This window comes from Nostoc sp. TCL26-01 (genome assembly GCF_013393945.1).
Lineage (GTDB): Bacteria > Cyanobacteriota > Cyanobacteriia > Cyanobacteriales > Nostocaceae > Trichormus.
The window spans coordinates 6,458,703-6,474,598 of the sequence record NZ_CP040297.1 but is presented as its reverse complement, the minus strand read 5'-3'; the positions used below and the strand labels follow the sequence as shown (position 1 = coordinate 6,474,598).

General features: G+C 44.0%; 11 protein-coding genes. 7 read left to right on the top strand and 4 right to left on the bottom strand.

The annotated features are described in order from the left end of the window. Positions 1 to 5: 5 nt before the first annotated feature. Complete coding sequence (gene kaiB / locus FD725_RS28000; RefSeq protein ID WP_179051140.1) at positions 6 to 332, bottom strand: circadian clock protein KaiB; 327 nt, start codon at positions 330 to 332, stop codon at positions 6 to 8. Between the two features lie 105 nt (positions 333 to 437). Next, complete coding sequence (locus FD725_RS27995; RefSeq protein ID WP_372726697.1) at positions 438 to 746, bottom strand: circadian clock protein KaiA; 309 nt, start codon at positions 744 to 746, stop codon at positions 438 to 440. 626 nt (positions 747 to 1,372) lie between these two features. Between FD725_RS27995 and FD725_RS27990 the strand changes: the two genes are divergently transcribed. Together FD725_RS27990 and FD725_RS27985 are read left to right on the top strand one after the other, a co-directional pair. Continuing rightward, the gene (locus tag FD725_RS27990) at positions 1,373 to 1,549 is read left to right on the top strand and encodes a hypothetical protein (RefSeq protein WP_179051139.1); all 177 of its coding nucleotides are present in this window, start codon (positions 1,373 to 1,375) and stop codon (positions 1,547 to 1,549) included. Positions 1,550 to 1,679: 130 nt separating this feature from the next. After that, positions 1,680 to 5,003 carry a hybrid sensor histidine kinase/response regulator gene (locus FD725_RS27985; RefSeq protein ID WP_179051138.1) on the top strand — a complete coding sequence of 1,108 codons (3,324 nt, stop codon included), beginning with the start codon at positions 1,680 to 1,682 and terminating at the stop codon, positions 5,001 to 5,003. 107 nt (positions 5,004 to 5,110) lie between these two features. Here FD725_RS27985 and FD725_RS27980 read toward each other — a convergent pair whose 3' ends face one another. Further along, positions 5,111 to 5,572, bottom strand: coding sequence for a CYTH domain-containing protein (locus FD725_RS27980; protein WP_179051137.1), 462 nt, complete (start codon positions 5,570 to 5,572; stop codon positions 5,111 to 5,113). 154 nt (positions 5,573 to 5,726) lie between these two features. Between FD725_RS27980 and FD725_RS27975 the strand changes: the two genes are divergently transcribed. The 5 genes from FD725_RS27975 (at position 5,727) to FD725_RS27960 (ending at position 8,891) form a co-directional block, all read left to right on the top strand. Next, positions 5,727 to 6,467: a DsbA family protein gene (locus FD725_RS27975; RefSeq protein WP_179051733.1), complete on the top strand. Its 741-nt coding sequence runs from the start codon at positions 5,727 to 5,729 to the stop codon at positions 6,465 to 6,467. A 224-nt stretch (positions 6,468 to 6,691) separates the two neighbouring features. Continuing rightward, entirely contained in the window at positions 6,692 to 7,744 is a 1,053-nt protein-coding gene (dusB, locus tag FD725_RS27970) for a tRNA dihydrouridine synthase DusB (RefSeq protein WP_179051136.1), read from the top strand. 91 nt (positions 7,745 to 7,835) lie between these two features. Then, the gene (locus tag FD725_RS32775; RefSeq protein WP_256871801.1) at positions 7,836 to 8,147 is read left to right on the top strand and encodes a DUF4365 domain-containing protein; all 312 of its coding nucleotides are present in this window, start codon (positions 7,836 to 7,838) and stop codon (positions 8,145 to 8,147) included. Next, positions 8,137 to 8,343, top strand: coding sequence for a DUF4365 domain-containing protein (locus FD725_RS32770; RefSeq protein ID WP_256871800.1), 207 nt, complete (start codon positions 8,137 to 8,139; stop codon positions 8,341 to 8,343). Before FD725_RS32775 ends, FD725_RS32770 begins: the two co-directional genes overlap by 11 nt. Beyond that, positions 8,340 to 8,891, top strand: a complete 552-nt coding sequence (locus FD725_RS27960) for a hypothetical protein (RefSeq protein WP_179051135.1) — start codon at positions 8,340 to 8,342, stop codon at positions 8,889 to 8,891. Before FD725_RS32770 ends, FD725_RS27960 begins: the two co-directional genes overlap by 4 nt. A gap of 80 nt (positions 8,892 to 8,971) precedes the next feature. Here FD725_RS27960 and FD725_RS27955 read toward each other — a convergent pair whose 3' ends face one another. Continuing rightward, positions 8,972 to 15,556: a HAMP domain-containing protein gene (locus FD725_RS27955; RefSeq protein ID WP_179051134.1), complete on the bottom strand. Its 6,585-nt coding sequence runs from the start codon at positions 15,554 to 15,556 to the stop codon at positions 8,972 to 8,974. Positions 15,557 to 15,896: the final 340 nt, after the last annotated feature.

Sequence of the window (15,896 nt, the reverse complement as noted above, 5' to 3'; positions counted from 1 at the left end):
ATGGTTTAAAGATTATTTTGTTGTTCCCAATCTTCTTCTGTTAGTTCTTCATAAAGTAAATCTAATCCAATTAAGACTCTTTCTCGATCTGATAGGTCACCAATAATTTTGCGGACGGGAGGAGGCAAAATTTTTGATAATGTTGGTGTAGCTAGGATTTTATCTTCTTCAGCTAGTTGTGGGTTTTTCAGGACATCAATTACTTTGAGGGCATAAACCCCTTGAAACTCCTGCTCTAAGATATTTTTGAGTACTTTTAATGCCCGCACCGAGTTGGGTGTGTTCCCTGCCACATAAAGCTTGAGAACATAGGTCTTTCTGGCTTTATTCATAAAGGGAATGGAAAAGTATATACATAGTGATGATGGAGTGTTTCATGAATTCAGCTTCAGTCACTTTTAATGCTTGTGACTAATGGAGATGAGGATGAATTCCTGTTATTTAAAAATCGCACATCTGTAGACTTCACAAAGATGGGCTAGGATGTCTATGAGCGTTAGACGATAATCCATCAATGTCTCACCACTCCTACCTTCTAATTTTAGCTGGTCGGCAAACTCTTCGATTAACTCCATATGAATTTCTATAATTTGCGGCACAGGAATATTAGCACAAAATACTGCATTGATAAATTTATCAATTTTTTCTTTTAGTGCTTTGTCTGTAGTAAAGTAGGTTAAAAGAATTTGCCGATAATCTGATTTGAGTTGCTGCAATAAAACTTGCCGATCAACTTCCTGAGTCATGTGCTGACAAACCTGCTGTGCTTTTGGCTTTTGGCATACAAATAAATAAAGAGATTGAATAAGAAAATTTCCCTTAATTTTTGGCTGTACCTCTTTCAGAAGATGGTAACCCTTTGTAGTATTAGCAGCAACTGGAGTTAAGAGGGAAAACCAAGGAGCAATCAACCACTTCGAGCTTGGACATCATGCGCTTAATCATGCTGTGATAGCTGGTTTGGTTGCATGATCTAAATTTTCTTTAACATCTGGCAAGAAAACCAATATTGATAGTAGCATTTACATATTTATATTCCTTTTCGCTCTCCATGACTAGATAAATAGGGTAAAGATAGCTGGGTGTGAATGGTGGATGTTTTTTAAATTAGTAATTCTTTACTAACAAACCCCTCTTACACACATAATTAGCTATTTTTTCATCAATTAACCACTTGTCTAGGGAACAAGAAGTAGTAAATGCAGGCTGTAAATTCGTTGGTTGTCAAGAACACGTTACTAATACTCATGATTGACATATGTATATCTATCTAAATCAAGATTTGTTTTGTTGCTCCTTAATAAGATATTTGAACGAATTTAAAGTATTGTCGCATTCCCAATCATTATAATTCCTCAAGGTTCTAAAACGAATGTTTAGAGCCATAATTGTCATAGCTGTCACTATCCATGAGAAGGTAAAGCATCAGCAAGAAACTGGTGTGTCACTTTTGTCAGAGTTTCCCAGAACCAATGAAAAAGCCACAGTTCGGAAAACTAGTGAATTCAAAAAGCAGTGTTCGAGAGAACCCAGTCTGTTGTTTCAATAGTCTAAAGGCTGTACCACAATCGCTTACATGAGTCTTCTTAGAGGATTTACTTGAGGCGCTTGACTTGTCTGCTCTAGTGCTGATGGTGGAGCCAGAGATTTTGCTAGGAAGAATGACCCCCCAAAGCCTTATGTCAATGCTACAGTATCCGCTTGATGAATTTTTAGTAACTGTCAGCAGTTGCTGTGAAACCAGCACTTTAGCAATGGTGCTGGAGATGTTTGAGCAAGAGCAATGCGATCGCCTGGTAATTGTGAATCAGCAGCAATGCCCTGTGGGGTTGCTGTACTCTGGCCAGCTAGCACAAAAGTTTTTGGCAACCGCAGGAGATGAGCTATTTGTAAATTTACAAAAACCACTGTTAAACCTCAGCCAAGCCTTAATTGAGCCAATACAGATATTACCAGCCAGCCACCGCATTGAGCAATTGAGTTCATTTTGGCAATATCATCCTGGACAAACGCACAATATAGAATCGGCATTGGTAGATGCTGAGGGCAAATTCTTAGGATTACTCAATAGTGTAAAATTATTGGCACTGCTAGCGAAAGAGCAGGTAAAGACAGGAGCGATCGCTTCTCGTTACTCAGCTAGCCCAAACTCATCAATTAGACAAAATCAAAATACAAATACTGAACAGTTGGGTGAATCTAGTTTTCGGCGATCAGCTACGCTGGGCAAAACGCCATCACCCAAAAGCTATCAACACCAGATCCAGCTACACCAACCACTAGTACAACTCCTAGAACGGTTGCCTTGGCCTTTGATGTTGCAAACAAGTGGCGGGGAAATATTAACCCAAAATTTAGCTTGGTGGCAGCAATTAGGAACCTTGAAAGACCCAGAAGGCATTAGACAACAAGTAGAAGCAATTTTAGCGGCTACTCGCATTAAACAACCAGAATATATCGGGCAAAAACCTGCACCACATCACAGAAGTCATGAACAAGTAGGTGAAGAGTCAGTCAGCAGTTTACCCACGACCGGCTTGCTGCCCGTATCCCCTCAAAATCCCTATGAAGCTGGCGAAAATCCCAAAAATAGCGCTAGTCGCTGCTTTTTAGATCGGCAGATGGGTACTTGTACCTGTGTGGTGGAAGTAGAAGATGGACAGGAGCGAGTTTGGCAGTTTGCCAAAATTCCTCTGGATAGCCCAGATTTAAAATTTGCCAACACAGATAACCTCTGGCTTGTGTTAGCCACTGATGTTACCGAACAGCAACAACTATGTAAAGAACTAGCCGCCAAAAATGCCGACTTGGTGCAACTCAATCGCTTAAAAGATGAGTTTCTCGCTTGCATTAGCCATGAACTGAAGACTCCCCTGACTGCGGTTTTGGGATTATCAAGGTTGCTAGTAGATCAGCAATTGGGCAAACTGAATGAGAGACAAGCTCGTTATGCGGGACTAATTCATCAAAGTGGTCGTCACCTGATGAGTGTAGTTAATGACATTTTGGATTTAACCCGCATGGAAACAGGGCAGATGGATTTAACCCTAGTGCCGGTGAGTATTCGGGCAGTGTGCGATCGCGCTCTCTCGGAAGCAAAAGCCATTCATAATCAAACTAGTAAAACTCCAACGGCTAATCAAACAGCCACAATACAACCATCAATCCCCGAATTCACACTCTCAATTGAACCAGGTTTAGACCAAATTGTCGCCGATGAACTACGCTTACGGCAAATGTTGGTACACTTACTTTCCAACGCCTTTAAATTTACCGAAATATCCGGTGAAATTGGCTTGCGGGTGAGTCGTTGGGAAGGCTGGGTAGCCTTTACGGTCTGGGATACAGGCATCGGTATTCCTGAACATCAACAACATTTAATCTTCCAAAAATTCCAACAACTAGAAAATCCTCTCACTCGTCAGTTTGAAGGTACAGGTTTAGGACTAGTCTTAACTAGAGCCTTAGCTCGTCTCCACGGTGGTGATGTTAGTTTCTTGTCGCGGGAAAGCAAAGGTAGTCAATTTACTTTATTGTTACCACCTAGCCCACCTACAGGCAGTTTTGCTGATTCAGAGGAGGAAATAACCGAAGAACCTGATACCTCTAGCCGAACTACAGCAACATCAAAACAGTTGGTTGCTAACCCTGGACAAAATTACCCCGCCTGTTCCCCTCGATTAGTGCTAGTAGTCGAAGCTGTAGCTCGATATATAGAAGATTTGACCGATCAACTCAAAAGTTTAGGTTATCGAGTCGTCATCGCTCGCTCAGGTACAGAAGCGGTGGAAAAAGCCCGACGATTACAGCCAAAAGCCATATTTTTGAACCCCCTACTACCTTTGTTGTCGGGTTGGGATGTACTCACTTTACTCAAATCTGATGCCGCAACTCGCCATATTTCCGTCGTGGTTACAGCTACAGGGGCAGAAAAAGAGCTAGCATTTGCTAACCGTGCCGATGGTTTCTTAAGCTTACCAGTAGAGCAGCAATCACTGATTCCATTGCTAGACAAGTTATGCGCTGCACCACAAGAACAGCAGCCGGGTTTAGAAAATGATGAAAATATCGAACGAAAGAAACCTTTACGAATTCTCAGATTAGTCAATCCTGAATTAGAGTCAACCACTTCCCACTCTTCCTTGCAGGAACATCGCATCATCGAAGTCGATGATTTGGATCAAGCCGAACTTCTCGCTAGGGTTTGGCAGTTTGATGTGATTTTACTTGATGTCGAACCATCCCTGGCACAAAAGTATCTCAAAGAATTAGTTCAACACCCCCGATTAGCGGCTTTACCGTTGGTAACTTGTGATGTAGCCACAACTCTGGCTGCTTCCCAAATCCCTGGACTTTCCGTATTTCCCTGTTTAACACCCTTGGGCGTTGACAATCACACTCAAAAAATCGATCCTTTACTATCTGTACTACAAATTGCCTCTGGTATCTGTTATCCACCCAGTATTCTGGTAGTTGATTTGACAATGCTACAGGACATACCACAGCCCAAACGTAGACAGGCAAAAGGTTACAGTACCCAAAAAAGCTCTGGGGAAACTCCTGAAAGGGGAACTGAATGGTTCCAAGCTTTAATCCAGTATCTACAAACAGCCGGATTGAAGGCAACTATGGCACGTTGTTGGGCAGAAGTTATTCAACAAATTCGCCATCAAAATGTAGACTTGCTACTAATTTGCTTAGGAGAATCAACCATCCATCCAGAAATACTCCAAGCCTTAACAGCTTTGCCAGACTTACCATTTGATCTACCACCGATTTTAGTCATTGAGCAGAGATTAAATCACGTTCAAGTCAGTTCTCGCAGTAAGTTAACGTCAGTAAAACGGACTCATTTGCCCAAAACTGAAGTGGAATCAGTACAAACAATTGTCAAAGCGATCGCTACCCATGTTGTACCACGTTCTACATCAATGGAAGACCTATTAAACCAGATTCATCAAGCTTTAAGTCTGAATGAACGTCAAAGAAGATGTGATGGGTAATGGGGAGTGGGGAAAAGAGGACAAGGAAGGGGACAAGGGGACAAGGGGAGTGAGGGAGTGCTGAGTATAGAACTATTGACCATTGACTATTGACTATTGACTATTGTTCACCATTGCGAAAATGGATGTTGGACTAAATAACTGTTGAAATATCTATCATCTCCGGTGACTTCTTTCCCAATCCAGGCAGGAATTTCTATCTGTTGTGCTTCATCTGTCAGTTCCACTTCTGCCACGATTAAGCCTTGATTAGCACCGGAAAATTCATCTATTTCCCAAATTACACCACCCCACTCGATTTTGTATCTAATTTTTTCGATAAACGGGCGAATACAGAGCGTATCGAGTATTTCTTGGGCATCTGTTAGCGGAATAGGATACTCAAATTCTGACCGAGAATAATTGATGGGGGGACTTTTGATTGTTAAATAACCTTGATTGCCAACTACGCGGATACGTACACTAGCCCCTTGTGCAGGGATGTATCCTTGACGATATAAACTACCTGTACCTAGCGATCGCCAACTATCTCCGTTGACTAAAAATTTGCGCTCAATTTCTTTGGCCATTATTTCTCTGGGCTTGCTGAATCAAAAAGGGTGTAGGGAACTCTATTAATTAGTGTATTACTTATTGTCTTGATCAAGAAAGCATCCAGAAGTCTTTTGTCTCTAACGATTCTAGGGAATACTAGAGGAATGTTTCTTGATTATGTATTTTCATATGCGTCAACTTTGGCAATATCTACGGAACTGGGCAATATTGAGTTTATTATGTCTAGTTTTAGGTTGGTCACTACCAGCACAAGCAGCAAATCGTCCCAATCCTGAATTAGAGCAGCAGGTTTTACAAATTCTCCGCCAACACCCAGAAACAATTATCGAATCGCTCCAAGCGTATCAGCAGCAACAGCAACAGCAAATCAATCAAGCCAGAGCAGCATTTTTCAATGATTTAAAAACTCATCCGCAAATTGCGATCGCTGACTCTCCGATTCTGGGCATTACTCCTGCAAAAAACTTGATCGTAGAATTTTCTGATTTTCAATGCCCTTATTGTGCTGAGGCGCATAAAAAATTAAACCAGTTATTAGCCAAGCATCAAAATGATGTGACATTAGTTTACAAGCATCTACCCTTGATTCCTGTTCATGCTGAAGCTATGCCTGCGGCTAGAGCAAGTTGGGCAGCAAATCAACAAGGTAAATTTTGGGAGTACCACGATGCTTTGTTTACTAATCAAAAGCGACTGGGTGAAGATTTGTATCTAGAGATTGCCAAAAAACTCCAGTTGGACATGGATAAGTTTAACAGCGATCGCCTTTTAGCTGACACCACCATTAGTAAAGACATCCAACTAGCACAAAGTTTGGGTGTTGATGGCACACCTTTCTTTGTCATGAATAATCAAAACTTCTCTGGAGCCTTACAAGTAACCGAAATAGCAGGGAAATTAGCCTCTTAGGCGACTGGAAGTCGCGTCTACACAGGCAAAACCCGCCTACGCGGGTTAAAACTTTGATTTTCCGTTGATGTGAGTCTTCAACAGAGACTCACGTTAATTAGGTTTGGCAATTGATATAATTTTGATCTAACAGAAATTTGATTGAGCGATCGCTGCAAATACAAATAAATCTCTCACCAAAAATCTTCAACTATCATTAAGTTTATTAATTTTCTCTTGACATTATGCTTACTCTGTCCCCCAGTTTGCAAGCGAGACTTGCTCAACCCCTGAAAATCGGCTCTTGTGAGGTCAAAAGTCGAGTTCTTCAGTCACCTTTGTCTGGGGTAACAGATATGGTGTTTCGTCGTTTGGTACGTCGCTATGCACCAGATTCGATGATGTATACGGAAATGGTCAACGCTACTGGGTTACACTACGTCAAGCAGCTACCTAAAATTATGGAGGTAGACCCTAACGAAAGACCAATCAGTATTCAACTATTTGATTGTCGTCCCGATTTCCTAGCGGAAGCAGCAGTTAAAGCGGTGGCTGAGGGTGCTGATACTGTGGACATTAATATGGGGTGTCCGGTAAATAAAATTACAAAAAATGGTGGTGGTTCTTCCTTATTGCGCCAACCAGAAGTAGCAGCAGCAATTGTGCGGGAAGTGGTGAAAGCTGTTGATGTACCTGTGACAGTTAAAACTCGGATTGGTTGGAATGACAAAGAAATTACTATCCTCGACTTTGCCAAGCGGATGGAAGATGCTGGTGCGAAAATGATTACCGTGCATGGACGCACCCGCGCCCAAGGTTACAATGGTAACGCTCGTTGGGAATGGATAGCGCGTGTGAAAGAAGTGCTAGCGATTCCGGTGATTGGTAATGGCGATATATTTTCAGTGGAAGCGGCGGTGAAATGTCTCGAACAAACTGGTGCTGATGGTGTGATGTGTTCCCGTGGGACTTTAGGTTATCCCTTTTTGGTGGGAGAGATTGATCATTTCTTAAAAACCGGGGAAATCTTGCCAGCACCAACCCCAATTCAACGCTTGGAATGTGCCAGAGATCATTTACAAGCATTGTGGGAGTATAAAGGCGATCGCGGTGTCCGGCAAGCCCGCAAACACATGACTTGGTACGCCAAAGGTTTTGTCGGTGCGGCGGAGTTGCGTGGACAGTTGAGTGTCATCGAAACAGTCCAGCAAGGTTTAGATTTGCTTGACAGAGCCATTGAGCAGTTGACTCATGGTTATGAGCCAATGGAAGAAGCAACTAATTTTCAAGTTGCATAGGACTTGATTAAATGTGGTGAGAAATCTGAGTACAACTCAATACGGTTCAGTTATTACACATAAATTATGTAGAGACGTTGCTCTTATTTAAATGTACATCACTACTCAGAAAGAGGAATTTAGCTATGCTTACATCAATGCTGTCGCGTCTGCTACGGGTTATTCATTCCAAATAGCACCCAGACTATTAGATTTAGTGGGGGTTGATGTAACCATCACAGGAATTACAATACCTGGTTCTAGACGGCGAACTCGGATTGATTTACAAGTCAAATGTACTTCCCAAAAATTACTAGATCCGGACTTTGTTAAAATTCCTCTAGAAATCAAAAATTATGATGAACTAAGAAACAATAATCCCGACGATGACCCCCTGTTGTTAGTCGTTGGTCTTGGTTCCTGATTTACAAGAAAATTGGCTACAACAATCGGAGACGGAGCTTTGCTTGAAGCGTTGTGCTTACTGGGTGTCGATACGCGGTCAACCACCAACTGAAAATCAAAGTACTGTCACTGTTTACTTACCCCAGCAAAATATTTTCAGTGTTGAAGTTTTGCCAGCTCTAATGCAAAGAATTGCTAGAGGAGAACCAATATGATAGTTACCGTGCGTGACCCGGATATTCTCTCTAATTTAGACCCTGATAAAATAACATCTTATCTTCAAGCAAAAGGTTGGTATCAAGAGAGTCAGGTTGACACTAAAGAATCAGTTTGGATTAAAATAACTGATTCTGGTGAGGAATTTGATATTACCTTACCTCTCAATCCCAAAATCCGGTCTTATGCGCTGCGGATGGCTGATATTTTGGTAATTCTAGAAACTGTTGAAGTTCGCTCTCAGTTAGATATTTTGAGCGATTTAATTACAAAAATCCCCAATACCTCTATTCAGGGGATGGTGATAAGAGTAGCAGAACGAAATCATCCAGTTAATGTCACAATTATCGGTTTTGTTGTCGGCAAGCCTCGTCAAATTAACCTTTCTCTGAGTGAATCTGAATACAATCAGGCTTGGACTGCTTATCACCAGAGGCTACCAGTCGTTTGTACTGGGGATTTAATTAAGGAGAATGACGCTTTTGTGCTGCAAAAAATTACTAGCTTTGCTTCATATAATACTTTGACTGAGCGAGCAGCAGTATAACCCAAATTTCTCACCAGATTCAGATCAGTAATGTTGGGTTACGCAAAGTCTCCACCCAACCTACATTTCTGCTTGATCGGTTAACGGTATAGCCAAACTCGTAATAGAGATAATAACTGTTCTGTATCTACGGGTTTAGCAATATAATCTGATGCACCTGCGGCGATACACTGATCGCGATCGCCTTGCATGGCTTTGGCTGTTAAGGCAATAATTGGTAAAGAGCTAAATTGCTCTCGCTGGCGAATCAGTTGCATGGTTTCGTAGCCATCCATTTCTGGCATCATCACATCCATGAGTACCACATCAATATCGGGTGTGATTTCTAGCAAATCAATCCCTTCTCTACCGTTTTCTGCATATAAAACCTGCATTTGATAGCGTTCTAGCATACTGGTGAGGGCAAAGATGTTGCGTACATCGTCGTCTACAATCAAGACCTTTTTCCCCACTAGAGAGTAGTCTTTGGAATAGAGTTGTTCAAGGATTTGCCGCTTGGGTACGGGTAAATTTTCTTGGATGCGGTGGAGGAACAAGGCAGTTTCATCGAGGAGGCGTTCGGGCGATCGCACATCTTTAATAATGATAGTCTCTGCGATGCGTCTGAGTTCTGTCTCTTGGGCTGGGCTGATTTCTCTGCCGGTGTAGACAATGATGGGTAGGGCTGAGGCGTTTGGTTCTCGTTTAATCTGCTCGATTAGTTCTATTCCTGGCATATCTGGTAAGCCTAAATCCAGGACTAAGCAGTCAAAATACTGGTTGCGGATGGCTTGGAGAGCTTCTGCCCCCGTACCCACAGCAGTAGTTGTCACATCGCTGTTGCCAATTAGCTCGACAATGCTTTGGCGTTGTAGTTGATCATCTTCGACTACTAGCAGACTTTTGACTCGACGTTCCACAAAACCTTTAATTTTTTCTAAAGCTCCTGATATGGCTTCACTGGTGACAGGTTTTTGTAAATAGGCGATCGCACCTAGTTGTAAACACCGTTGTTGTCCTTCCTCCACACTCATGATGTGTACAGGAATATGGCGGGTTGTGGGGTCGCGTTTGAGGCGATCTAGGACTGTCCAACCATCCATCTCTGGTAATTTGATATCCAGTAAAATTGCTGTCGGGCGATATTCCTTAGCTAATTTCAACCCAGATGTACCAGTTTGGGCGGTAATCACTTGGAATCCCTGCTGGCGCGCCATATCTAGGAGAATTTTGGCAAAATTCACATCATCTTCGACAATCAGCAGGACATTATGATCTGAAGAATTGTTAATGTTAGAGCGATCGTCGTTGATCTGTGGTGAGTGGTGAGTGGGAAGTGAGGAGTGGGAAGGGGGGAATAGATTTGCTTGTGTCGATTCCAGATTTTGTTGTGGTACGTAGAAGGTAAAGGTGCTACCTTGTCCGGGATGACTAATCAGCTTGATTTCGCCGCCCAGGAGATGAGCAATTTCTCGGCTAATTGACAAACCTAATCCTGTGCCGCCATATTTGCGGCTAGTAGTGCCATCAGCTTGTTGGAAGGCTTCAAAAATAATCTTTTGCTTGTCGGCGGCAATACCGATACCTGTATCACTAACGGCAAAAGCAATGACAGTTTGAGCGCGGTTGAGGGTTTGTTGGGTGAGACTCCATCCCTGTGTCGCTACGGCTATTTGTAAGCTGACTTCTCCATTTTCGGTGAATTTAAAAGCGTTGGAGAGGAGATTTTTCAGGACTTGTTGTAGGCGTTTAACATCAGTGTGGATGCTGATTGGCAAATCTGCAGCCAGTTCAACGGCAAAAGTCAGTCCTTTATTTTGAGCTATTTGTCCAAAGGTACGCTCAATTTGTTCTGCCAATTCTTGTAAGGGCATGGGGGTCATGTGAATGGACATGGTTCCCGATTCGATTTTGGCTAGATCCAAAATGTCATTGATTAATGCCAACAGTTCGTTACCGGCAGAGTAAATTGTTTGGCTATATTCGACTTGTTTATCGGTGAGATTACCATCAACGTTATCTGTTAATAATCTGGCCAAAATCAACAAGCTATTTAAGGGTGTCCGGAGTTCGTGGGACATATTAGCTAAGAACTCGGATTTATATTTAGAGGACAGTGCTAATTGTTCAGCTTTGTCTTCTAAAGACCTTCTAGCTTGTTCAATCTCTCGATTTTTCCGTTCTACTTCTTGTTTTTGTAAGGCTAATAATTCGGCTTTTTCTTCTAATTCTGCATTGGTTTGCTGCAACTCATCTTGCTGTCCTCGCAGTAAGTCTTCTGAGGCTTTGAGTGATTGGGCTTGTTGTTCGAGGCGTTTGTTGGTTTCTCGGAGTTCGTTTTGCTGGGTTTGTAATTCCTCGGCTAGAGACTGGGATTGCTTGAGTAATTCTTCAGTCCGCATGGAGGCGGCGATGGTGTTGAGAACGATCGCAATACTTTCGGTGAGTTGGTCGAAGAAGGTTAAATGAATTTCACTAAAGCGGCGGAAGGATGCCAACTCAACTACTGCTGTGACTTGTCCTTCAAATAAGACGGGTAGGACTACAGCATTTAGTGGGGTGGCTTCGCCTAAACCGGAACTAATTTTGATATAGTCGTTGGGGACTTCGGTTAACAGAATCCGTTCTTTTTCTAAGGCACATTGTCCTACCAAACCTTCACCCAAGAAAAAGCGGTTGGCTAAATTTTTGCGTTCGCGGTAAGCATAGGTGCTAAGTAACTTGAGGTAGGCTTGATTGTCTCCTGATTCTAAGAGGTAGAATACGCCGTGTTGTGCGCCGACTAGGGGTGCGAGTTCGGAGAGAATTAATTTGGAGACGGTTTCTAAGTCTCTCTGCCCTTGTAGCATCCGGGTAAACTTAGCCAGGTTCGTTTTTAACCAGTCCTGCTCAGTATTTTTCTGGGTTGTCTCTCTGAGGTTAGCAATCATCTGGTTGATATTGTCTTTGAGAATTGCTACCTCACCCAAGGCTTCTACGGAGATAGAACGGGTCAAATCGCCTTTAGTCACGGCTGTGGCAACTTCTGCGATCGCTCTTAATTGGGTAGTTAATGTGGCTGCTAGTTCGTTAACGTTGTCGGTCAAATCTTTCCATGTGCCGGCTGCCCCTGGAACCTTGGCTTGACCGCCTAATTTCCCTTCTATGCCTACTTCCCGCGCCACTGTTGTTACCTGATTGGCAAAGGTGGCTAGGGTATCAATCATTTCGTTGATTGTCTCGGCTAAGGTTTCAATTTCCCCCTTCGCATCTAACATCAGTTTGCGTTTCAAGTCCCCGTTCGCTACTGCCGTGACAACTCTGGCAATGCCTCTTACCTGGGCTGTCAGGTTCCCCGCCATTGAGTTAACGTTGTCGGTCAAATCCTTCCACGTACCTGCTACACCTTGTACTAAAGCTTGCCCACCTAATTTTCCTTCAGTTCCCACCTCCCGTGCTACCCTCGTAACTTCTGAGGCAAAGGAACTAAGTTGATCCACCATTGTGTTGATGGTGTTTTTCAAGTCGAGAATTTCCCCTTTCACATCCACGGTGATTTTTTTGGACAAGTCGCCATTTGCCACCGCTTTTGTCACTTCGGCAATGTTCCGCACCTGGGCTGTCAGGTTCCCCGCCATCAGGTTGACGTTATCGGTTAAGTCTTTCCATGTGCCGGCCACACCCCGGACGTAGGCTTGTACACCCAGTTTTCCTTCTGTTCCCACCTCCCGTGCTACCCGTGTTACTTCCGAGGCAAAGGAGTTGAGTTGATCCACCATTGTATTGATGGTGTTCTTGAGTTCTAAAATTTCTCCCTTCACATCCACGGTGATTTTCTTGGACAAGTCGCCATTTGCCACCGCCGTCGTCACCTCGGCAATATTCCGCACCTGGGCTGTCAAACTCCCTGCCATGAAATTCACACTATCGGTCAAGTCTTTCCAAGTCCCTGCCACACCTTTAACTTCGGCTTGCACACCCAGTTTTCCTTCCGTTCCCACCTCCCGCGCCACCCTGGTAACTTCCGATGCAAAAGAATTCAGTTGATCCACCATTGTGTTGACGGTGTTTTTCAACTCCAGAATTTCCCCTTTCACATCCACAGAAATTTTCTTGGACAAGTCGCCATTAGCCACGGCTGTAGTGACGGCAGCAATATTCCGTACCTGGGCTGTCAAACTTCCTGCCATGAAATTCACACTGTCAGTCAAGTCCTTCCAAGTCCCTGCCACACCTTTAACATCGGCTTGCACACCCAGCTTGCCTTCGCTACCGACTTCCCGCGCCACCCTAGTTACTTCCGAGGCAAAAGAGTTGAGTTGATCCACCATGATATTGATGGTGTTTTTCAACTCTAAAATTTCCCCTTTTACTTGCACAGTAATTTTCTTCGACAAATCACCGTTAGCGATCGCAGTTGCCACCTCGGCAATATTCCGTACTTGATCAGTGAGGTTTCCTGCCATCATATTCACCGCACCTGTCAAGTCTTTCCAAGTCCCTGCGACTCCCCGGACTTCGGCTTGGACACCCAGTTTCCCTTCCGTTCCTACCTCCCGCGCCACCCTGGTGACTTCCGAGGCAAAGGAACTGAGTTGATCCACCATTGTATTGATGGTGTTCTTGAGTTCTAAAATTTCCCCCTTCACATCCACAGTAATTTTCTTCGACAAGTCACCATTTGCCACCGCCGTCGTCACCTCGGCAATGTTCCGTACCTGGGCAGTTAAACTCCCCGCCATGAAATTTACACTGTCGGTTAAGTCTTTCCACGTACCTGCCACCCCGCGCACTTCTGCTTGCACACCGAGTTTGCCTTCGCTACCGACTTCCCGCGCCACCCGTGTTACTTCCGAGGCAAAGGAATTCAGCTGATCCACCATTGTATTAATAGTGTTCTTGAGTTCTAGAATTTCCCCCTTCACATCCACAGTAATTTTCTTGGATAAGTCACCTGTTGCCACCGCCGTTGTCACCTCGGCAATATTCCGCACCTGGGCTGTCAAACTCCCCGCCATGAAATTCACACTATCGGTCAAGTCTTTCCAAGTCCCTGCCACACCTTTGACATCGGCTTGCACACCCAATTTGCCTTCGCTACCTACTTCCCTAGCTACCCTGGTAACTTCTGAGGCAAAAGAACTCAGTTGATCCACCATGATATTGATGGTGTTTTTCAACTCAAAAATTTCCCCGCGCACGTCCACAGTGATTTTTTTGGATAAGTCACCATTAGCGATCGCTGTTGCCACTTCGGCAATATTTCTCACCTGTCCTGTCAGATTTCCTGCCATCAGGTTGACGTTATCTGTCAAGTCTTTCCAAGTCCCCGCTACCCCTCGGACTTCTGCTTGTACCCCCAACTTTCCTTCCGTTCCCACCTCCCGCGCCACCCTAGTGACTTCTGAGGCAAAAGAATTGAGTTGATCCACCATTGTATTGATGGTGTTCTTCAACTCCAAAATTTCCCCCTTCACATCCACAGTGATTTTCTTTGACAAGTCCCCATTGGCTACCGCCGTCGTCACCTCGGCAATATTCCGCACCTGGGCTGTTAAACTCCCCGCCATGAAATTCACACTATCAGTCAAGTCCTTCCATGTACCTGCTACCCCCCGGACTTCGGCTTGACCACCTAATTTTCCTTCTGCACCCACCTCACGGGCAACCCGTGTCACTTCTGAGGCAAAGGAATTGAGTTGATCCACCATGATATTGACGGTGTTTTTCAGTTCTAAAATTTCCCCCTTCACATCCACAGTAATTTTCTTCGACAAGTCGCCATTTGCTACCGCCGTCGTCACCTCGGCAATGTTCCGCACCTGCGCTGTCAAGTTTCCTGCCATCAGGTTGACGTTATCTGTCAAGTCTTTCCAAGTCCCCGCTACCCCTCGGACTTCTGCTTGCACACCGAGTTTTCCTTCCGTTCCCACTTCCCTCGCCACCCGTGTAACTTCCGATGCAAAAGAATTCAGTTGATCCACCATTGTATTCACGGTGTTTTTCAACTCCAAAATTTCCCCTTTCACATCCACGGTGATTTTTTTCGACAAATCACCATTGGCGATCGCTGTTGCCACTTCGGCAATATTTCTCACCTGTCCTGTCAGGTTTCCTGCCATCAGGTTGACGTTATCGGTTAAATCTTTCCACGTACCCGCGACTCCTTGCACCTGGGCTTGGACACCCAGTTTACCTTCTGTGCCGACTTCTCTGGCAACCCGCGTCACTTCCCCAGCAAAGGAACTCAACCGTGTCACCATCGTGTTGACAATGTTGGCTGTTTGGCGAAACTCTCCCTTGAGGGGTCTACCTTCAATTTCTGTGGCGATCGTTTGAGATAAATCACCGTTAGCGACAGCGCGAATTACCCTTGTCGTTTCCGCCGTTGGCTGCACTAAATCTGTAATTAGAGTATTGACAGAATTGACACAATCTGTCCAAGAACCACTAACATTTCCTAATGAAGCCCGTTCCGTAATTTTGCCTTCTTTGCCCACAACATTACTAATGCGCTGTAGCTCTGCTGTCATGCGCTCATTTTGCTCAATAATATCGTTGAGAGTATCAGCTATTTTCCCGGCTATGCCTGTTTGCTCTATGGACATCCGCGCAGAAAAATCACCTTTTTTTACAGCCGTCAGCGTTTTGAGGAGCTGTTTTAAATCAAGGTTGTCACTTTCTCTGGTTAACTGTTCGGTTGCCATAGCCTTGTCCTGAGGAAACTTTTTAGATGATATTCAGATGCGGAAGGAAATAGTCGGGTTATTGTAGAGCTATTGTGATGATTTAACACGATGTGCGACTTATTCTGAAAACCCCTCTCCAAACCTCTCCCCGAAACGGAGAGAGGCTTTGAATCTTGCTCCCCTTCCCTTGTAGGGAAGGGGTTGGGGGTTAGGTTTGAGAGAAAGTTGCACACCGCGTGATTTAGGTAATGAGTAGACTAATTTCCATTGATAATCTTGATGATTTGATTAATCAATATGTATTGATTTTTACTGAATAAATTGTGGGAAGATGGGTTTTGAAATATAGTAATCTGCT